The following is a 19,532-nucleotide window of genomic DNA, read 5'->3' as shown; positions in this document are numbered from 1 at the left end:
GCGCGACTTGAATCAGGCGGCCGGGACCGGCGGACAATCCTTGCGGTAGGCTTCCTTGATGGCGATCTTGCCATCGCGCAAGGTGAAGACATCACAGCCATTGGCTTCGATACGCGAGCCATCCGGGCGGGCCGCGGAGAACGTCCACTCCGACAGGCCGCGGTCTCCGGCGGCAAAGTGCCGGCCGTTTTTCCACTGCACGTCCGGGAACGTGGCGATCACCTGGGCAAACGCCGCACGCACGGCAGCCTGGCCCTCGAAGCGGGTACCCGCCGGGCTCGGGCCGCCGGCAGCGGTAAACACGCAGTCGTCGGTCATCATCGACATGATGGCGTCGAGATCGTGGCGGTTGAAGGCGTCGCCAAAGGCTTGCAGCAGGTCGACGGCGGAAGTGTGCGGGGTAGTGCTCATGGGAACTCCTGAACTCGAACAAGTGAAGCCATTATGTGAAACTCGCACGGGAGGCCATAGTGCCAGACCGGGGTATTTGTGGATCCAGTGGAACCAGAAGCATGCATTTTTTTGATCCACCGCCATAATGCAAGCTGTACCCTATTCCCACATGCCGCCATGAGCCGCACGAATCTGTTCTGGAACCGCCTGTTCCAGCTGTCGCCCGAGTCTGGTATCAGCCTGCAGGGCCAGATCCGCCAGCAACTGGTCTCGGCCATTCTCGGCCGCCAGTTGCCGGAAGGCAGCGCCCTGCCGTCCAGCCGCGAGCTGTCGCGCGAACTGGGCGTGGCGCGCAACACCGTCATCCTGGCGTTCCAGCAACTGGTGGAAGAAGGCTTTATCATCACGCGGGCCCGACGCGGCTATTTCGTGGCCGACCGCCTGCCGGACGGCCGCAGCGAGCCGATCATCTCGCACCAGACGCGCGACCGCTCCGTTGGGCACGGCATCGCACGTACCCCGACGCATGGGGCCAGCGCGCCGGACTGGTCCGGCCGCATGCGCTACATGACCGGCCTGCGCGCTATCGCCAAGCCGCGCGAGTGGCAAAGCTACCCTTACCCGTTCATCTACGGCCAGTTCGATCCTGCCCTGTTTCCGACCGCCGACTGGCGCGAATGCACCCGCATGGCCCTCGCCGTGCTGGAAATCCGCGGCTGGGCCTCGGACCTGATCGACCGAGACGATCCGCTACTGATCGAACAACTGCAGAAACACATCCTGCCGCGGCGCGGCGTGTGGGCCAGTTCGGACGAGATCATGGTCACGCTTGGCGCGCAGAACGCGCTGTACCTGCTGGCCGACCTGCTGATGAAGCACGCGCGCGTGGGGCTCGAAGAACCCGGCTACAGCGACGCCCGCAATATCTTCAGCATGCGCGGTGCGGAACTGGTCCCCTTGCCCATCGACGAGTCAGGCCTGCGGCCGGACGGCGGCATCGAGCATTGCGACTACGTCTTCGTCACGCCAAGCTATCAGTGCCCGACCACCGTGACCATGCCCATGGAACGACGCGAGGCGCTGCTTGCCAAGGCCACCGAGCATGACGTCGTGCTGATCGAGGACGACTACGATACCGAGAACCCTGGTACTGACCAGCCGCTGCCAGCGCTAAAAAGCCTGGATCGCGATGGCCGCGTAATCTACATCGGCAGCCTTTCCAAGTCATTCGTACCGGGGCTGCGCATGGGCTACATCGTCGCCCCGCCAGAAGTCATCCGGCAGGCGCGTGCGCTGCGGCGCTTCATGCTGCGCCACCCACCGGCCAACAACCAGCGCGCCACGGCGCTGTTCATCTCGCTTGGCCATCATGATGCGCTGCTGCGGCGGGTCACGCCGGTGTACCAGCGGCGTGCGCAGGTCTTGCGCGAGGCGTTGCTGCGCCATCTGCCAGAATGCCGTTTCCAGAATTCGCGCGGGGCCTCGTCGTTCTGGGTGGAAGCACCGCCTGGCGTGGACAGCCGACTGCTCACCGAAGTGGCGCTGAAGCACGGGGTGATCATCGAGCCCGGTGACGACTTCTATGCCGCCAGCGGGCCCTGCCGTTACTTCAGGATGGGGTTCAGTTCGATTGCGGAGGATCGCATCGAGGAAGGGGTAAAGCTGCTCAGCCAGCTGCTCGATCATCCTGCGGTCCGCATCCCCGGCTAAGCGCGGGATGCGGTGCGGACAATGGTAGTCGAGGCGCCTTACTTGAGCCGACGGATCAGGCTCGACGTATCCCAGCGCCCGCCGCCCTGCTTCTGCACGTCTGCATAGAACTGGTCGACCAGGGCGGTCACCGGCAGCGGCGCCTGGTTGCGCTTGGCCTCGGCCAGGCACAGCCCCAGGTCCTTGCGCATCCAGTCCACGGCGAAACCGAAATCGAACTTGCCCTCGCACATGGTGAGACCACGATTCTGCATCTGCCATGACGAGGCCGCCCCCTTGCTGATCACGTCGAGCACCTGCGGCATATCAAGCCCTGCCTGCTGGCCGAAATTCAGCGCCTCGGACAGCGACTGCAGCAAGCCGGCGATGCAGATCTGGTTGACCATCTTGGTCAGCTGGCCGGCGCCGGATTCGCCCATGCGCGTCACCGCCTGGGCATAGGCGGTAATCACCGGCTGGGCCGTGGCGAACGGTTCGGCATCGCCGCCGCACATCACCGTCAGGACACCGTTCTTGGCGCCCGCCTCGCCGCCCGATACCGGCGCATCGACAAAATGCAGGCCGCGTTCGCGCGCAATCGCATGGAGCTGGCGCGCCACATCAGCGCTGGCCGTGGTGTGGTCGACGAAGATCGCGCCGGGCTTCATGCCAGCGAATGCGCCGGATTCGCCGAGCACCACCGCGCGCAGATCATCGTCGTTGCCGACACAGGCACACACGATATCCGCACCTTCCGCCGCCTCGCGCGGCGTCGCCGCAGCGCGACCGCCATTCGCCTGCACCCACTGCGCAGCCTTTGCCTGAGTCCGGTTGTATACCGCCACGGTATATCCAGCACGCGCCAGGTGTGCGGCCATGTGCACCCCCATGACACCAAGACCAATGAATGCGACGCGCGTGTTCGAATTTTCCATGACGAGTCCTTTCTCCGTTGTATTGGGGTGGCCCTCATTATAGGCATGCAACGGCACAAATGAATCGCCAACGGCACTGTGCCTTGCCGTGCACGGTGATCTGGCATACAACAAGTACATGCACTCCGGCTGCGTTCGAGACCATCCGGCAGCAGCCGGCTCATCCAGGGCACCCTTCAAGGAGACCCCCATGCGCAAACGCATCTACTGGCTGCTCCCCGACCTGGCGAGCGCCCGGCGGACGATGGACGATCTTCTGCTGGCACGCGTCAGCGAGCGGCATATTCACTTTCTCGCAGCCGAGGGAACCGACATGTCCGGACTGCACGAGGCCAATATCCTGCAGACCTCCGATATCGTGCGCGCCGCACAGATGGGCCTGATGATCGGCGGCGGCGTCGGCATCCTGGCCGGCCTTGCCGCCGCGATGTTTCCGATCATCGGCGACACGCCGCAATGGGGCATGGTCGGCGTGCTCGCCGTGCTTGGCGGCCTGTTCGGTGCCTGGTCGGCCAGCATGATCGGCAGTTCGGCGCGGAGTACGCGCATCAAGCGCTTCGAGGATGCCATCGCGCGCGGACAGATCCTGCTGATGGTCGATGCCGCGCCGGGCCAGATCGAGGAAATCGAAAACATGCTGCAGCGGCAGCATCCGGAAGCGCGCTTCGAGGGCATGGATCCAGCGATCCCGGCATTTCCCTGAAGTGTCCCTGCAGCCCGCCAGGGCTGCACCGCCTTCACAGGCTAGCCCGCAAACCGGATCTCGACGCAGGCGCCCATGCCCTGTGGGGGGTCGGTGATGACCAGCCTGGCGCCATGGCGCTGTGCGATCTCGCGCGCAATCGACAAGCCCAGACCGCACCCCTGCCCACCTGCACCACGCCGCCGGTAGAAGCGCTCGAGCACCAGCGTGCGTTCCGACGGTGGAATGCCTGGGCCGTCATCTTCAACGACGAGCATAATGGGCTGTACTTGCAGGCGCAGGGTCACCGCCCCACCACGTCGCCCGTCGTCACGTACGCTGCCGTAACGAATCGCGTTATCGACGAGGTTGCCGATCAACTCACGCAACAGTACCGGCTCACCATACACCTCCACACCGGATTCCGGTCCGTCGTAGCCGATGTCGACATGCTGCTGCAATGCGCTGTCGATCCAGCGCTCGAGTTCGTCTCGCGCCAGTACAGCCAGGTCGACCTCCTGCATCTGCAACGCCTTTTCACCGCTTTGTTCGGAGCGTGCCAGCATAAGCAACTGGTGCGCAAGGTGCCGCGACCGCGTGACCGCCTTCAGGACATGCGAAAGAGCCTGGCCATGGCGCGCCGCATCCGGCTCACGCAATGCGCGCTCGGTCTGGACCTGCAGCGTTGCCAATGGCGTACGCAACTGGTGTGCGGCATTGGCGATAAAGCGCCGCTGCGTATCCTGCAGGTCGGACAGACGCCGGATCAGTTGGTTGATGGCATTGAGCAATGGCCGCACCTCGGCCGGCGCGTGCGTGATCTCGCCGACCGGCAGCAGGCGGTCCGGGCCATAGCTGTCGAGCCGCTCCACCACCTGGTCCACCGCGCGCACCCCGGTGGCCACGGCGCGCCAGACGACGATGCCCACCAGCAAGGCGAGTACCACCAGTACCGGCACGACCAGTACCAGGATGTCGGTGGCCAGGGTATTGCGCTTGAGCATCGTTTCCGCGACCTGGATCACCAGCACATCGGCGGGATCCGCGGGATTCGGCACGGCGACCGCCACGACGCGCGCCGCATGGCCCTTGACCCAGTGCGGGAAAATGCGCGACTGGCCAGGTTGCAGTTCCTCGGGTGGCGGGGGCAGATCGCTGTTGCGAAAGATCAGGCCATAACGGCGGGAACGCACGTCGCTGAAGATGCGGTCCACTTGGTCCCACTCGAACATCTCGACGGCTTGCTTGGGCAGATCCAGCACGGCCTTGCCGTTCTCGACGCGAACCTGCTCGGCCAGCGTCATGGCCGAATCGTACAGCCAGCGGTCGTACACCGACGAACCGATATGACGCGCCAGGAAGAACACCGCCACGGCGCCCAGCAGCAGCAGGCAGAACAGCGGCTTCCAGAGATCGCCAAGCAGCCGGCTCCGCAGGCTATTGCGCGGCAGCAGCCTACGCATGTGCGCTCAGCTCGAGACGGTATCCCAGACCACGCAGCACGCGGATGCCGACGGTCGCACCGGCGTCATTGAGCTTGCGACGCAGGCGACTGATAAACACTTCGACCACCGAGGGACTGGCCTCCTGCTCCGAGTTGTACAGCGACTCGATGATCTGGTGCTTGCTCACCACCTTGCCTGGACGGTGCAGCAGCAGTTCCAGTACCGACAGTTCGCGGGCCGTCAGCTCCAGCTCGCGTCCGTGTACGGTGACCTGCCGGAATACTGTATCAAAGGTGATTGCACCGAAATTCAGCGTCACATCGACCGAACTGCTCCGCCGCAACAGCGCACGGACGCGTGCCTCCAGCTCATCTAGTTCGAACGGCTTTGTCAGATAGTCATCGGCGCCCGCATCCAGTCCGCGAACCCGGTCCTGCAGATCGTCGCGCGCCGTAAGGATGAGCACGGGCGCGCGCAATCCGGCGCGCCGCAGTTGGCGCAGATAGTCCATTCCTTCGCCATCTGGCAGGCCAAGGTCGAGCAGGACGAGCTGGTAAGGGGTCGTCGCACAGGCGCTTAACGCCGAGCTGCCGGAATGCACCGCATCCACGGCATATCCGGACTGTGCGAGGCTGCTGGCCAGACCATCCGCAAGTTCGGGGTCGTCTTCCACGATCAGTATTCGCACAGCACTCCAGGCAGCAAGGTTCGGGCAAGGTTGTCTCAGTAATCTTAGCGCCTACCCGATGGCCGAATGCTTACCAGTCGGCAAGGTTTCCTTGCACCCGCGCGGCGATTCGACTCGAAAGCCACGGGCGCGATGGCTTCGCCATCTTGCATATCCTGGAGAACGCATGAACAAGAAGTGGGTGCTGACAGCCACACTATCGCTTGCCATGGTCGCAACGGCAGCATGGCTGCTTTTGGGGCGCAGCACCACACACGATGCGATCGCCGCATCGGCGTCACCGCCGGAGGCCGGCGTGAGCGCCGAAGGTATCCGTTTTGCTGCAGACTCGCCCCAGCTGGCCATGATCCGCACTGCCCAGCTGCCATCGACACCGGTGCCTGTGACCGACGCACTCAACGCCCGGCTCGCGTACGACGAAGACCTGACCGCGCACGTCGGCACACCGGTCGCCGGCCGCATCACCAGCCTCAAGGCCGCGCCGGGGGACAAAGTCAAGGCTGGCCAGCTGCTGGCCGAGATTGACTCGCCGGACGCCGGCACCGCCATCGCGGAACTGGAAAAAGCGCGTGCCGAGGTGCAGCAGAAGCAGCTCGCGCTTACGCGCGCCGATGAACTGGGGCCGGGCGAAGCCATCTCGCGCAAGGACTACGAGGCTGCCCGCGCCGACCTGGAACAGGCGCGCGCCGAAGCTGCACGCGCCACGCTACGCCTGAAGCAGCTGGGTGGTGCCCATGCCGTGCAGGGCCAGAAGATCCGCATCGTCAGCCCGATCGACGGCGTGGTGATGGAGCGTGCCGCAGCGCTGGCGCTGGAAGTCAGCCCTGGCGCGCCGGCCTCGCTGTTCGTCATCAGCAATGCGAAACGGCTGTGGCTTTGGATCGATCTGCCCGAGAAACTGCTGCCCCGCATCCGTCAGGGCAGCCACGTCGTGCTGGAAACCGATACCTGGCCCGGCGAGCAGTTCCAGGGTACTGTGACGCAACTTGGACAGGTAATCGACACCAGCACGCGGCGTGCAGCGCTGCGTGCGCGCGTTGACAACCCGGCGGGCAAGCTCTTGCCGGAAATGTTCGTGCGTGCCGCGATCCTGCAGGAAAGCGGCTCGGGCGTGCGTGTCCCGAACACCGCGCTGGTCAACGAAGGTATCTATACCTACGCCTTCGTCCAGTCCGCGCCCGGGACCTTCCAGCGCCGCCCTGTCACCCTGCTGACGCGTGGCGAACACTATAGCTATGTCGGCGATGGCCTCGCGGGAGACGAGCATGTCGTCACCGCAGGCGCCATGCTGCTCGACGCCGAATACACGGCCCGCCTCCATACCCAGCAATGAGCCCGCAATGATCGACCGTCTCATCGCCTTTGCGCTGACGCAGCGCGTCTTCGTGCTGGTCCTGTCGGCCGCACTCGTCATCGTCGGCGGCTTCTCGCTCTCGTCGCTGCCCATCGAGGCGTTTCCCGATGTGCAGGACGTGCAGGTGCGGGTGATTTCCCAACTGCCGGGCCAGGCCCCGCAAGACATGGAGCGCACCGTCACGCTCCCCATCGAACGCGAGATGGCCGGCATCCCCAAGCTCACCAACGTGCGCTCGGTCACCATGTCCGGCCTGTCGATCGTCACGCTGACCTTTGCCGACGGTACGGATGATTATTTCGCACGCCAGCAGGTGATGGAAAAACTGGCCTCCGTCGATCTGCCGACTGGTGTACAGCCAGAACTGGCTCCGCTTTCGACGGCGGTCGGCGAAGTCTATCGCTACACCATCCAGGCGCCGGGGCTGTCCGATGTCGAGGTCCGGACCCTGCAGGACTGGACCGTGCGGCCCTTCCTCCGCATGACACCGGGCGTGGCGGACATCGTCAGCTTCGGCGGCGCCATCCGTGAATACCAGATCGAGGCCGACCCGCAGGCGCTGCGCAAGTACCAGGTGACCCTGCGGCAAGTCAACGAAGCCGTGTCCAATGGTAACGGCAGTACCGGGGGCGGCCTGCTGCAGCGCGGGGATACTTCTCTGGTCGTGCGCTCCGGCGGCTTGTACGGCAGCATCGACGATATTCGCAACACCGTGATCACCGCGCGCGAAGGGCGCGCCATCACTATCGGCGATGTTGCCGTGGTGCGCGCGGGCGAGCGTCCGCGGTTTGGCATCGTGGCGGTCGGCAAACAGGACAGCATCGTCGAAGGCATCGTCTCGATGACCAAGGGAGGCAATCCGGCCAAGATCAACGAAGAGCTCAAGGAGCGCATCGTCCAGCTGCAAGCGCGCCTGCCCGCCGGCGTGAAAATCACGCCGATCTATGACCGCACCGAACTGGTCCGCCATACCGTTTCGACCGTGGCGGAGAACCTGCTGATCGGCGCCCTGCTGGTGGTGACCGTTCTGGTGCTCTTCCTGTCGAGCTGGAAGGCCGCGCTGATTGTCGCCACCATGATTCCGCTGTCGCTGCTGTTCGCCTTCATCCTGATGCATGCGCGCGGCGTATCGGCCAACCTCATCTCGCTCGGCGCCGTGGACTTCGGCATCATCATCGACAGCGCGGTGGTCATCGTGGAGGCGCTGATGGTGCGCCTTGCGGTGAAGACCGCGCACGGCGACCCGACTGCACCGGAGAATCGCCTTCAGCGCATGAGCATCCTGCAGCGGACCATGTCGGAACTCTCGCGACCGGTGATCTTCTCCAAGGCGATCATCATCCTCGCCTTCGTGCCGATCTTTACCTTTCAGCGCGTGGAAGGAAAAATCTTCACCCCTGTGGCGCTGACCTTGAGCTTTGCACTGCTCGGCGCCCTGATCCTGACCTTTACCCTGCTGCCCACGCTGCTGTCATATGTCCTGCAGCGCCGGGCACTGGTGGAAAAGCACAAGCCGTGGCTCGACTGGCTGCAGTCACGCTACCAGCGGATCGTCGCCTACTCGATGCAGCATGCCGGCCGCATCCTGCTGCTCTCTGCAATTCCGGTCGTGCTGGCCCTTGTGCTTGCTCCCCGCCTGGGCAGCGAGTTCCTGCCCAAGCTGGACGAAGGCAATATCTGGCTGACGGTGACGCTGCCGACCTCGGCTGCGCTCGGCACGACCAAGGAAGTGGAGCGCGTGGTCCGCCACAAGCTGCTGGCCTATCCTGAAGTCACCAAGGTCATCAGCCAGGTTGGCCGCCCCGATGACGGATCGGACGCCAAGGGGCCGAACAACCTGGAGCTCCTGGTTGAACTCGCGCCGCGCAAGCAATGGCGTTTCCCCAGCAAGGAACGCCTGGTCGCGGACATGTCCAACCAGCTTGCGGTCATCCCGGGCGTCTCGACCAATTTCTCACAGGTGATCCAGGACAACGTCGAGGAATCTCTGTCCGGCTTCCGTGGCGAGATCGTCGCCAAGATCACGGGTGACAACCTCGACATTCTCGACGAGAAAGCTGCGCAGGTCGCCGCGGTCATCAGCCGGATCCGTGGCGCCACGGATGTCGATGCCACGCGCATCGGCGGCCAGACCGAGATCGTCATTACTCCTGACCGCCAGCGGCTGGCGCGTTACGGCATTTCGATCAACGATGTCGATACGCTGATACATCAGTCGATGTCGGGCGCCGCCGTCACGAGTTACTTCGATGGCGACCGCCGTTTCGATGTCGTGGTCCGGCTCGCAGAACGCCATCGCAACAACATCGATGCGATCGGCCGCCTGCAGTTGACGCTGCCGGACAGTGACGCGGCGCGCGGTCCCGCGACCATTGCCCTGGAAGATGTCGCGACCATCGAAGTACGTCAGGGCGCCTCACGCATCTTCCGCGAAGCCGGGTCGCGCCTGGTGATCGTGAAAGTGAATCTGCTGGGGCGCGACCAGGGTACCTTCGTCGCCGAAGCGCGCCAGACGGTTGCCGAGAAGATCAAGCTGCCGCCTGGCTACACCCTGACATGGGGCGGGCAGTTCGAGAACTCGCAACGCGCAGTGCAGCGCTTGATCGTGATCATCCCTATCACGGCCCTGCTGATCTTCTCGCTGCTGTTCTGGGCCTTCCGTTCGGTTCGCCTGGCGAGCCTGGTGCTGGCGATGGTGCCTTTCACGCTGGTCGGCGGCCTCGCCACGCTGGGTATCGCAGGATTGCATCTTTCCGTATCGGCTGCCGTGGGTTTCATTGCGGTGGCAGGGATTTCGGTGCAGAACGGCGTGATCATGGTCGAGGAAGTCATCCACCGCATCCAGGGCGGCGCGGCTGTGGCACAGGCCATTGTCGAGGGCGCCGCGATACGCCTGCGCCCCATCCTGATGACGGCGCTGATGGCCGGGCTCGGCCTGCTGCCCGCGGCCTTGTCCCAAGGTATCGGCAGCGAAACGCAGCGGCCATTCGCCTGCGTCATCGTCGGCGGCATCGTGACGGGGACGCTTTTTACTCTCCTCGTCCTGCCCATTGCCTTGCGCCGCTTTGGCAATTTTGATGATTCGCTTGCAGAGCCGCTCAAGCAACATGGGGGACCGGCACCTGCCACCACTGAAGGAAACCAGCATGCGTAGCCTTTTGCGTTCTGTGTCGCAGGCGCTTTCGAGCGGCCGGAAGCGGATGCGCGCAAGCACCCTTCCGTGCCACACCAGCCGCCTGGCCCCGGCGGCGCTGGCAGCGCTCTGGCTTGCGGGCTGCGCGGTCGGCCCGGACTACGCTCGGCCGGCCCTTCCCGTCTCGCACGGCTATGCGCCGACGCCCCAGCCACTCGAGCTTGCACCCGCGGCCACTGTCCCCGCACAGCGGCTGGCAGTGGCCGCCGACATCCGCGCTGACTGGTGGAAAGTATTCGAATCGCCGGCACTCGATACACTGATCGTCCGCGCCTTCGACGCCAACCCGTCGATCGAGGCAGCCCAGGCAGCCCTGCGTGCTGCGCAGGCAAACGTGTATGCGCAGCGGGGTTTCTTCTTTCCGACCATACAGGCCAGTTACTCGCCCTCGCGCACCAAGATCGCCGGCAATCTCGGCGGAAACTCCCCCGGCATCCAGGGCAATGGCACCGTCATCGCCACGCGGGAAGGTACGCCGGCGAGCGAAGGCGGTACGGCGCCGTTCAACGGACCGGTAATCTACAACTTCCATACCGCGCAACTGACAGTCGGCTACGTACCCGATGTGTTTGGCGGCAACCGCCGGCAGGCGGAGGCGCTGGAGGCCCAGCAGCGTTACCAGCGCCTGCAGCTGGAAGCCGCGTACCTCACGCTGGCGTCAAACGTGGTGGCCGCCGCGATCCAGGATGCGCTGCTGCGCCAGCAGCTTGCCCTGACCGAACAGATGATCGAAGCGCAGATGCAGTCGGTCGCACTGGTACAACGCCAGTTCAAGGCGGGCCATGTCTCCCGTGTCGAGGTGGCGATGGAAGAATCGGCACTGGCGCAAACGCGCCAGCTGTTGGCGCCGCTACGCCAGCAGTTCGAACATACGCGCTCGCTGCTGCGTGCGCTCGCGGGCAACGTGCAGGATCAGGATGTACCGGAAGTGTTCTCGCTCGACACCTTGCACCTGCCGGCGGAATTGCCGCTCAGCTTGCCGGCCCAGGTAATCGAGCAACGCCCGGATATCCGCGCGGCAGAGGCACAGTTGCAGGCTGCCAGTGCAATGGTCGGCGTAGCGATCGCCAACCGCTTGCCCCAGTTGTCGATCACGGCCGCGCTGGGCGGCGCGGCGAGCAATATCGGCCAGATGTTCTGGAACTCCGGCAGGTTCTTCGACCTGATCGGGGGCCTCACCCAGCCGTTATTCGACGGCGGCACATTGAAGCAGCGCCAGCGCGCGGCAGAGGCAGAGTTTGAGCAAGCCCGGGCACAGTACAAGTCCACTGTCATCCAGGCATTCCAGAATGTCGCCGACACCCTGCATACGCTCCGCTCGGATGCCGAAACCCATGCGGCGGCCGATGAATCCGCGCGCGCAGCGCACCAGGCCATGACGCTGACCCAGCGCCAGTTCCGTGGCGGGCAGATCGATCGCCTCGCGTTGATCACTGCCGAGCAGGCAAACCGACAGGCCCAGCTCAATCTCGCGCAGGCCCGGGCGGCGCGCCTCGGCTCGGCCGCGGCGTTGTTCCAGGCGCTGGGCGGCGGCTGGTGGCACCGCACGGAGGAGGATGCAACAGCTGCCGCACCGGCTACGTCAGTGCCCGCGACCCTGTGAAGCCGCTTGCGGTCAAACAGGGAAGGAGCGCCTAGCGTCTGGTCTGGCCGCCGAAGCGGATCGGCATCGGCTGGAGGTTGCCGGCGCGTGTCTGCTCGACCAGGTCGCGCTTGAGGATCTTGCCGCTCGCGGTCAGCGGGAAATGCTCAAGGCTCAGGAAGTATTCGGGCATGTCGTATTTGGACAGCCCATGTTCCGCGAGATGCATCAACAGATCGTCGGGATCGATACAGGCCTGCGCGCGCGGAATGACAGACAGGCACACCTTTTCGCCAAGACGCGCATCGTCGACCGGGAACGCCGCAGCGCGTTCGACATCGGGGTGGCGCATGGCGAGATCCTCGATGCGCGCCGGATGGATATTGTGGCCGCCCCGAATGATGAGGTCCTTCTTGCGGCCGACCACCTGCAGGCAACCATGCGCGTCAAAGACACCGAGGTCGCCGCTCATGAACCAGCCGTCGCGATTGAACGTTCCTTCGGTGGCGGCCTGATCGCCAAAGTAGCCGAGCATGAGAATGCCCCCTCGTCCGCCGACTTCCCCGACCTCGCCCGGGCCTGCCTCTTCGTCGGGATTGTCCTGTTTCCACAGGCGGATTTCGTAGCCGGTGCAGGCACGCCCGCAGCTGCCGACGAGCGCCTCCTGCGGATCGGTCGGCACGGTATAACAATGCGAGCCGTTCTCCGTCATGCCGTATACGTTCTGCGGCGTCACGCCCAGTGCAGCGTAGCGGGCAGCCACTTCGCGCGGAATCACCGCGCCCGACAGATAGAAGGTCTGCACCTCGCCGAGCCGTGAGAGGCCACGCTCCCGCACGGCCTCGAGAATATCCATCGCGTGCGTCGGTACGCCCATCAGGTAAGTGGCGCCGGTTTCGATGATCCAGTCGAGATACTGTGCGCCACGCCGGTTGTCGGTGACGATCAGCTCGAGGCCAACCGCAAGCATCTGCTCGAGCGCAACCGTGGCGATATGGTGGCTGAGCGGACTGAGCGTCAGCAGCCGGGTGGCGGTGGTCTGCCCCCAGTCGGCGGCAAGCGCGCGACCGTTTGCGAGCAGCGTGTTGTCGCTGTGCATCACGCCCTTGGGCAGACCCGTGGTGCCGGAGGTAAAGGCCAGATAGACGATCTTGTCGGGATTGAGATCCGGGCCAGCCTGTCCTGCGGGTGGCAACCGGCCGGGAAATGCTTCAGCACCGGCCGGCAGCGGCACGGCCCGTCCTTGGTATTCGGTCAGCGAAAACACCACGTCGAGCGAACGGATGTCGGCTGCGCGCTCGAAAATGGATACCTGCCGGCCATCGGCGCCATGGCCTTCCATGGCGAACAACGCTCGGCACTGTACGCGGTTCAGCAGCGTGCAGATTTCGTCAACGGTGTAGTTCTGGTGCAGCGAGGGACAACAGACGTAACCGTTGCGCGAACAGGCGAGGAAGACGATGATGGCGTGCGCCACGTTGGGCAGCCAAACACCCACGCGGTCGCCCGGCCGCAGGCCGCGCTGTTGCAATGCGGCGGCCACGCTGTCGGTCCATTCGACGACTTCGCGCCAGGTGAGGCGCATGGTGGCATCGCGCAGTGCGAATGCATCCGGCCGCTCCTGCGCATGGCGTTGCGCGAGCGTATAGAAAGTATCGTCCTGCCAGATGCCCGACTGGTAGTAGGCCCGGCTGGACTGCGAATCGTGGAGGGTCAGGATTTTCTGCATGACAAGGCCTTCGGGGACCGCTAGGCGCCCCCAGCGCCCGCTCGTTTGTATCCGCCAACACGGCACGCGCGCTCTTGGCACGCCAGACCGCATGGATGCTACCACGGATCACATGTGCATTGCCCTGGAAGAGACGGTACGTCGGCGACGAAAACCGGGCATCCGCCAAAAATAATCCTGGTTTAACCCGGTTGACGGACGGCACGCGTTTAAGAATTCAGAGTATCCGGGTAGATTTCCCCCAAACAGGTGGTGACTTTGGTCAAACCTGATTTGATAATATGGATTATTGAGCTCTCTCGAGCGTGTTGCCGTAGTGCGCATACGGCGCGCCCTACGCAAACCGCCTCGATCCCCATGCATTCGCTGTCCCGTTTCACCGTAGTGCCTGCCCGTGTTCCCGGGCTTTTTCTCGAAGGGAGTGTCTGATGAAGAAAGCAAGCGAAGCGACTCAGCCCCTGGAAAGCGACGTCATCCGTCCGCTCAGCCAGGAACAGCTGGATGCCATTTTCCAACCGCAGGTGTCGTCCGACAGCGAGGCCGTGAATGTTGGCCGCAGCTATTACGGTGGCGAATGGGATAAGAAAAAGAAGTAAATCACGACCAGTGATTATCCCCGGCCTGCGCCGGGGATATTTTTATTCTCGGAATATTCCGACATGCCTGAGCCGGTTTCCGTGCTGCCCCATCGAACTGCCTGCCCGCTCGGCGCGGCGGACGTTTCCGTTTCCGCATTGCCGCCCGACCGCTTGCGAAATACCGTGGGCACACTTGCTAGCCATCCGGACGTCCGCGGGTCGGCCGCCCTGCAGACGTTCCTCCGACTCGGATTCTGGTCCATCTTGCCGAACTGGTTTTGCGACCAGAGCCACCAACTGATCGAATGCGCGAACGCCAGCGGCGACGTAGCGTGCGCGATCGCGCTCGCCCGCCACCTGGTCCTGCGCAGAACGGCTCTGCAGTCAATCGAAGAACAGGTCGCCTGCCTGCACGAACTGCATGAATTGCACTATGCTGCGACCGTACAGGGGGCCGCCCAACCGATCGCACCGTCGGTTTCGACATACGAAAACGCATGTATCGCGGTCTGTCTCCGGTTTCTGTCGCAGACATATGATCCGTTCCGCTGGCGTCACCGTGCACCGGCCAGCCTGGGTGCGCAGGAAAAAGCGTTCGATGCCGCGGTCTTCCGCTTCTGCCAGGCGACACCCGTGCCGCGTGTGGCCTCGCCGGATAGCCTACCCGACAACAGACCTGCATCCACTTTGCGTCGCGGTGTTGGATTGGCGCCTGCCCGCATCCTGATCCTGGCGGCGCTCCAACAGTATTTCGGCGGGCCCTTCGAACCGCAGCCGATCAACCAGCGCGCATCGCTGACCGCGACGTTGGCCGCAGGCCTGCCCCTTGTCGTCATCGGCAGCACCGGTCCCATCGATGGAGACGACACGAGGCACGCCTGGGTATGCGAGGCATGGCAGGAAAAAGACGGCTGTGCCGACATTCTTGATCCCGCGTCGGCATCCATCGGGCGGCAGCCCTTGGGACGCTTCCTCGACCGCCTGAGTGCCGATAGCGTCGGATTTGCCTGGATGCCGGCATGAGGACACCCAAGGCTCCGCTCTCGCCGCTGAAGTTTCTGTCCATGACGCTCCGTCAATTGCCGCGCGGCATGCATGCCTCGCTGGCGCTGGCGGCCGGCCTGGTCCTGCTCAGTACGGCCGCGATGATGGCATCCCTCGAGTTCAGCCGCATGACGCTCCAGGCCGTCCGCGTCGACCTGTACCAGGGCGAACTGGATGCCGCCATCCGCTGGATACTGACGTACCTCGGCACACCGTTGGCACGCGCCAGCCTCGTGTTGGGCGCCGCAACCATCGCCGTGGCCATCCTCGCCTATGTCATCGGCTTCCTCCGTGACTGCCTGTTCGACCGTATCGCCCTCGGCGTCGTGCTGCACGTACGGGAACAAGCGATGCGGCAGGTACTCGGCTATCGCTATGCGGACCTGATCGCCAGCGATGCGGGCACGATCAACAAGCGGATTTTCCAGGATGCCGGCATGCTGCAGCGGCTGCTGGTCGATTGCCTGCTGCTGCGGGTGGTCGATGCCGTCTTGCTGCTCTCCTGCCTCGGATATCTTTTCGTCCTGCAGCCGGTGGTGGCGTTCCTCGCCGGCCTGCTCGTAGCGGTGCACGCGGCTGCCGCCGTACTCTCGGCCCTGCTCGTGCAAACCCATATGCGCCAGGCGGATCACGCTTCCGAGCGGCTGTGGTCCCGTCTGGCCCAACTGCTGGGAAGGCTGCGCATGGTGCGCGCAACAGGCACCGAGACACAGGAAATGACGCGACTGTCCGGCGAGCTGCACGACGAGACCCGGGCACGCCGCCGGGTGGGGATCTACCTGTTCCTCGACAAGGCGCTGACGGGCCTGCTCCATTTCTCCGGCCCGGTGCTGATCTTGCTGGCCCTGGTGCTGACCAGTGGCCAGTCCACCATGCAGATCGAGACCTTCGTGGTACTGGTGATGGTGCTCGGCATGATGTTCTCCGCTGCAGATAACCTGACCGCCGTGTTCATGGACCTGTCGCGCATCGAAGTGGCAACCGACAATATCCAGGCCTTGCTTGGCATCCGCGCCGAGCAGCCGGGCCACATCGCCGCGTCCCGCTCTGCCGGCCCACTGCTGGCGATCGAGAACCTGCGATTCAGGTACCCAGGGGCCGCCAGGGGCCTCGATATCCGTGCGCTCGCCGTCCACCCTGGTGAAAAAATTGCCATCCTCGGTGGCAGCGGTCTCGGCAAAAGCACCCTGCTCGAACTGATCGTCGGCCTGCACGATGATTACACGGGGCAACTCAGCCTGGGTCCATGGACCTTGCAGCATGGCAGCTCCAACCGCACCTGGCGCGCACAGATCAGCTACCTGCCGGCGGCTATCGAGCTGGTGGAAGGCGATGTGTACGACAACCTGTTCTACGGGCTGACGAAGCCTGCGCATCCCGACTCGGACGTCGATCTCCAGGCCGTCCTGCGCCGTTTCGGACTGGATGCGCTGCTACGCACCGCTGGCTCCGCCCCCTCTTCCGCCTCGGCATTCGAGGCGGCCATCGGCAAGCATCAGCTATCCACCGGACAGATCCGGCGTATCCAGCTCGTCCGCACATTACTGCGGGGCGCCGGCGCCCGACTGGCGTTGCTGGACGAGCCGGTTGCACCGCTGGCGGCAGGCGACCGCGTCCACGCCATGCGCGATTTCTTCGATCTGCTGGAGCCCGGCACCGCCGCACTCGTCGTCACGCATCAGACCGACATCCTGCCCTTGTTCGACCGCGTCATCATGCTCGGCGAATTGGCCTCGGGAGAGATTGGCATCGTCCAGACATGGGCGCCGCAGACCGCGATGGACGCCCAAACGCATACTGAAACGGACACCGCAATGGACACCGCAGCCCACATGGTGAGTCATGGACGCTAGGGTGAAAACATGGCCGCTGGCATTACTGGGCGCGCGGCGCCTGCGGGTGATATCGGTCACGCATGCGCAGACGACCCTCGATCCGGATGCGCCCGATGCAGGGGCAGGCTTTCAGCCGCGACTGACCCACTTGCCGATCTCGCTGGAGGAGGTCACCGCCTCACCCGAGGAGCGTGGCGGCATCTGGTTCCGTTTCTTCAACAGCTGCAACCTGCGCTGCAGCTATTGCGACGAACCGACACTGCCGGCCCACCCGGTGAACGCGGAACTGGCGCTCGCGACACTGGCGCAGCTGCGGCGGCAGGGTTTCGACCACATCACCTTGTCCGGCGGCGAGCCAACGTTGTTGCGGCAGTTGCCGCGTTTCGTCGAGCAGTTGCGCGCCGCCGGATTCTCGTGGATCTCGGTGGCGACAAATGGCCATGCCCTGCGCGATCCCGCGTTTGTGCAAGCGCTCGTCGATACCGGTGTAAAGGAACTGTATATGTCCGTGCACGGCGCGGATGCCGATGCAGCGACCGGCACGACCGGCAAACAGGGCTACTGGGAAGCGCTGGAGACCGCGCTGGCCAATGTGCAGGCCATCGCTGGCGCCGGTGTCCATCTTGGACTCAATCATGTCATCACAACGCTGTCAGTCGGCAAGCTGGCCACGCTTGCGCAACTGGCGTGCCGGTATGGCGCACGCTCCCTGCAGTTGTCGCTGATGGAGCAATATGTGCCTGATCACCCTTCGACGGTACTGATGCCACGGCTCGCGGATTTTTCCGGCGAGCTTCCGCAGGTTCGCGACCGGCTGCAAGAAGCGGGTATTGCATTTTCGCTGGAAGGCATTCCGCCCTGCCATCTACTGGGGCTGGAAATGCACTACCTGGATTTTCGCCGCAGCCGGACATCCCACGCCCGCGTGGTTTACCAGTCGGACGGCGACACCGATGTGGTGCAGCTGACACGCGGCGCCTCCAGAGACATGGAGAAAGTATTCAGCCCCCGCTGCGACACCTGCCTGTACCGCTCGCATTGCTGCGGCGTTCACCATTCCTACATGTCCACGCATGGCGCCGACGACCTCATACCGGTCGGGCATGCACAGATCGCCATGCGACAGGAGCAACGCTCATGACCTCGATCGCCACCCCCGTTGCGCCTTCCGCTGCGCCCTCGGTTGCGTCCTCTATTGCGTCCTCCGTTACGATCCCCGTATCGATTCCGGTCCGCAGCAGCGCTTTTGTGCCGCCAGCGGCGGAACTGAAGCCGGTACGCACTGCAGGAGCACTGTCCCTGTGCCTCACCCGCAGTTGCAATCTCAGTTGCACGCACTGCAGCGTCGAGGCGCTCAACGGCCGCAAGCCGAGCATCATGGATATCGGGATTGCCCGGCAAGCCCTCGAAACCTTCGTGCGGCCCGCGCAGCGCGAGCATTTCCGCATCGTGTTCTTCGGTGGTGAGCCCATGCTCGCGCCGCTTGCCTGGTTCGAGGAATTTCACGGCATGCTGGCGGACTATCCGGCAACGCGCTTTGCACTGGGCATGCAGACCAATGGCACCATCATGGGCGAACGGCATATCGAATTCGCCCGCCGCACGGGCATGCAACTCAGCATCAGCCTCGATGGCCAACCCGAGATCAACGACGTGCTGCGCGAGCGCGGCAACAAGGTCGTCACCAATATCCGCAAGCTCGTGGATGCCGGACTGCCGCCCAAGATCGTCGTGGTCATTGCGCCGCACAACCATGACAAGGTGCGCGATACGCTCGACTTCCTGCAAGGCCTTGGCGTGAGCGGCGTACGTTTCAACACCCTGTTCGAGGTGGGCCGCGCCACGGAAGGCGACTCCCTGACAGACCAGCAACTGCTGGCGGCCAAGCAGGAACTCATTCGCCATGAGCTGGCGAACGATGGCAGCCAGCTGAGCGACGTGATGACGCTGCGCATGCTGACCGACTATGCGCGTCATCAATTGCGCGCGCAACCGGGACAGCGCAATGACTGCACCGGCTACACGTGCCACGCCGGCTTCACCTACTTTTCGATCGACCCACAGGGCGATGTGTTTCCGTGCTCGGACATGACCTTCACCATGCACGAATTCCGGCTGGGCAATGTCCTCGACCAGGGGTTCGATCCGCAGCACGTCACCCGCACGCTAGGCCGTTTCCATGCCAAGGGCGAGTGGTGGGATCGCTGCCAGGGGTGCGCGGCCAGCACGATCTGCGACTTCGGCTGCCCCGCGCTCACGCCCACCGCCGCACATACCGGCAACCCGCATTGTGAGGTGACGAAGATGCTGTGGACCTTCCTGGAAGCCAACCGGGATGCTGTCATGCAGTGGCATGAGCGGCAGGGCTAAATAAAAAAGGCCTCG

At 64.2% G+C, this 19,532-nt stretch carries 15 protein-coding genes; 10 read left to right on the top strand and 5 right to left on the bottom strand.

Annotated elements, in window-relative coordinates:
• Window positions 1-12 precede the first annotated feature (12 nt).
• Window positions 13-411: a nuclear transport factor 2 family protein gene (locus ACQ3C8_RS03555; protein WP_009521926.1), complete on the bottom strand. Its 399-nt coding sequence runs from the start codon at window positions 409-411 to the stop codon at window positions 13-15.
• Between the two features lie 159 nt (window positions 412-570).
• Here ACQ3C8_RS03555 and ACQ3C8_RS03550 point away from each other — a divergent pair, with 159 nt between their 5' ends.
• Window positions 571-2,103 carry a PLP-dependent aminotransferase family protein gene (locus tag ACQ3C8_RS03550; protein ID WP_428852491.1) on the top strand — a complete coding sequence of 511 codons (1,533 nt, stop codon included), beginning with the start codon at window positions 571-573 and terminating at the stop codon, window positions 2,101-2,103.
• A 38-nt stretch (window positions 2,104-2,141) separates the two neighbouring features.
• On the opposite strand, the gene ACQ3C8_RS03545 is transcribed toward ACQ3C8_RS03550, so the two are convergent.
• Window positions 2,142-3,137, bottom strand: coding sequence for an NAD(P)-dependent oxidoreductase (locus ACQ3C8_RS03545; protein WP_428852490.1), 996 nt, complete (start codon window positions 3,135-3,137; stop codon window positions 2,142-2,144).
• A gap of 70 nt (window positions 3,138-3,207) precedes the next feature.
• On the opposite strand from ACQ3C8_RS03545, the gene ACQ3C8_RS03540 reads away from it, so the two are divergent.
• Window positions 3,208-3,720, top strand: coding sequence for a hypothetical protein (locus ACQ3C8_RS03540; RefSeq protein ID WP_009521923.1), 513 nt, complete (start codon window positions 3,208-3,210; stop codon window positions 3,718-3,720).
• A 41-nt stretch (window positions 3,721-3,761) separates the two neighbouring features.
• Here ACQ3C8_RS03540 and ACQ3C8_RS03535 read toward each other — a convergent pair whose 3' ends face one another.
• Window positions 3,762-5,162 carry a sensor histidine kinase gene (locus ACQ3C8_RS03535; protein ID WP_428852489.1) on the bottom strand — a complete coding sequence of 467 codons (1,401 nt, stop codon included), beginning with the start codon at window positions 5,160-5,162 and terminating at the stop codon, window positions 3,762-3,764.
• Complete coding sequence (locus tag ACQ3C8_RS03530) at window positions 5,155-5,832, bottom strand: response regulator (RefSeq protein ID WP_428852488.1); 678 nt, start codon at window positions 5,830-5,832, stop codon at window positions 5,155-5,157. Before ACQ3C8_RS03530 ends, ACQ3C8_RS03535 begins: the two co-directional genes overlap by 8 nt.
• A 166-nt stretch (window positions 5,833-5,998) precedes the next feature.
• On the opposite strand from ACQ3C8_RS03530, the gene ACQ3C8_RS03525 reads away from it, so the two are divergent.
• From ACQ3C8_RS03525 to ACQ3C8_RS03515, 3 genes are read left to right on the top strand one after another with little or no spacing between them, the layout of a single operon-like run.
• Window positions 5,999-7,165 (top strand): efflux RND transporter periplasmic adaptor subunit, encoded by a 1,167-nt coding sequence (locus ACQ3C8_RS03525; protein ID WP_428852487.1) that lies wholly within the window; start codon window positions 5,999-6,001, stop codon window positions 7,163-7,165.
• A gap of 7 nt (window positions 7,166-7,172) precedes the next feature.
• A complete protein-coding gene (locus ACQ3C8_RS03520; protein ID WP_428852486.1) occupies window positions 7,173-10,340 on the top strand; it encodes an efflux RND transporter permease subunit in 3,168 nt (1,055 codons plus the stop codon).
• Between the two features lie 46 nt (window positions 10,341-10,386).
• Window positions 10,387-11,982 carry an efflux transporter outer membrane subunit gene (locus tag ACQ3C8_RS03515; protein WP_428852485.1) on the top strand — a complete coding sequence of 532 codons (1,596 nt, stop codon included), beginning with the start codon at window positions 10,387-10,389 and terminating at the stop codon, window positions 11,980-11,982.
• A gap of 31 nt (window positions 11,983-12,013) precedes the next feature.
• Here ACQ3C8_RS03515 and ACQ3C8_RS03510 read toward each other — a convergent pair whose 3' ends face one another.
• A complete protein-coding gene (locus ACQ3C8_RS03510) occupies window positions 12,014-13,690 on the bottom strand; it encodes a class I adenylate-forming enzyme family protein (RefSeq protein WP_428852484.1) in 1,677 nt (558 codons plus the stop codon).
• A gap of 428 nt (window positions 13,691-14,118) precedes the next feature.
• On the opposite strand from ACQ3C8_RS03510, the gene ACQ3C8_RS03505 reads away from it, so the two are divergent.
• From ACQ3C8_RS03505 to ACQ3C8_RS03485, 5 genes are all read left to right on the top strand, one after another.
• Entirely contained in the window at window positions 14,119-14,286 is a 168-nt protein-coding gene (locus ACQ3C8_RS03505) for a hypothetical protein (protein WP_009521916.1), read from the top strand.
• 138 nt (window positions 14,287-14,424) lie between these two features.
• The gene (locus ACQ3C8_RS03500; protein ID WP_428852483.1) at window positions 14,425-15,291 is read left to right on the top strand and encodes a hypothetical protein; all 867 of its coding nucleotides are present in this window, start codon (window positions 14,425-14,427) and stop codon (window positions 15,289-15,291) included.
• The gene (locus tag ACQ3C8_RS03495) at window positions 15,288-17,165 is read left to right on the top strand and encodes an ATP-binding cassette domain-containing protein (protein ID WP_428852482.1); all 1,878 of its coding nucleotides are present in this window, start codon (window positions 15,288-15,290) and stop codon (window positions 17,163-17,165) included. The genes ACQ3C8_RS03500 and ACQ3C8_RS03495 overlap by 4 nt, the downstream gene beginning before the upstream one ends.
• A 1-nt stretch (window position 17,166) precedes the next feature.
• On the top strand, window positions 17,167-18,288 hold the full coding sequence (locus ACQ3C8_RS03490; protein WP_428852481.1) for a radical SAM protein: 1,122 nt from the start codon (window positions 17,167-17,169) through the stop codon (window positions 18,286-18,288).
• Window positions 18,285-19,517 (top strand): radical SAM protein, encoded by a 1,233-nt coding sequence (locus tag ACQ3C8_RS03485; protein WP_428852480.1) that lies wholly within the window; start codon window positions 18,285-18,287, stop codon window positions 19,515-19,517. Before ACQ3C8_RS03490 ends, ACQ3C8_RS03485 begins: the two co-directional genes overlap by 4 nt.
• Window positions 19,518-19,532: the final 15 nt, after the last annotated feature.

This window comes from Imbroritus primus, assembly GCF_964332355.1.
Lineage (GTDB): Bacteria > Pseudomonadota > Gammaproteobacteria > Burkholderiales > Burkholderiaceae > Imbroritus > Imbroritus primus.
Note: the sequence above shows the minus strand (reverse complement) of the source record. Positions and strands in the feature narration are given on the sequence as shown.

Coding starts and splice junctions, on each gene's coding strand:
- ACQ3C8_RS03510 (WP_428852484.1), bottom strand. CDS start 13,690: ATGCAGAAAATCCTGACCCTCCACGATTCGCAGTCCAGCCGGGCCTAC.
- ACQ3C8_RS03540 (WP_009521923.1), top strand. CDS start 3,208: ATGCGCAAACGCATCTACTGGCTGCTCCCCGACCTGGCGAGCGCCCGG.
- ACQ3C8_RS03545 (WP_428852490.1), bottom strand. CDS start 3,137: ATGTACTTGTTGTATGCCAGATCACCGTGCACGGCAAGGCACAGTGCC.
- ACQ3C8_RS03535 (WP_428852489.1), bottom strand. CDS start 5,162: ATGCGTAGGCTGCTGCCGCGCAATAGCCTGCGGAGCCGGCTGCTTGGC.
- ACQ3C8_RS03550 (WP_428852491.1), top strand. CDS start 571: ATGAGCCGCACGAATCTGTTCTGGAACCGCCTGTTCCAGCTGTCGCCC.
- ACQ3C8_RS03520 (WP_428852486.1), top strand. CDS start 7,173: ATGATCGACCGTCTCATCGCCTTTGCGCTGACGCAGCGCGTCTTCGTG.
- ACQ3C8_RS03515 (WP_428852485.1), top strand. CDS start 10,387: ATGCGCGCAAGCACCCTTCCGTGCCACACCAGCCGCCTGGCCCCGGCG.
- ACQ3C8_RS03525 (WP_428852487.1), top strand. CDS start 5,999: ATGAACAAGAAGTGGGTGCTGACAGCCACACTATCGCTTGCCATGGTC.
- ACQ3C8_RS03555 (WP_009521926.1), bottom strand. CDS start 411: ATGAGCACTACCCCGCACACTTCCGCCGTCGACCTGCTGCAAGCCTTT.
- ACQ3C8_RS03485 (WP_428852480.1), top strand. CDS start 18,285: ATGACCTCGATCGCCACCCCCGTTGCGCCTTCCGCTGCGCCCTCGGTT.
- ACQ3C8_RS03505 (WP_009521916.1), top strand. CDS start 14,119: ATGAAGAAAGCAAGCGAAGCGACTCAGCCCCTGGAAAGCGACGTCATC.
- ACQ3C8_RS03495 (WP_428852482.1), top strand. CDS start 15,288: ATGAGGACACCCAAGGCTCCGCTCTCGCCGCTGAAGTTTCTGTCCATG.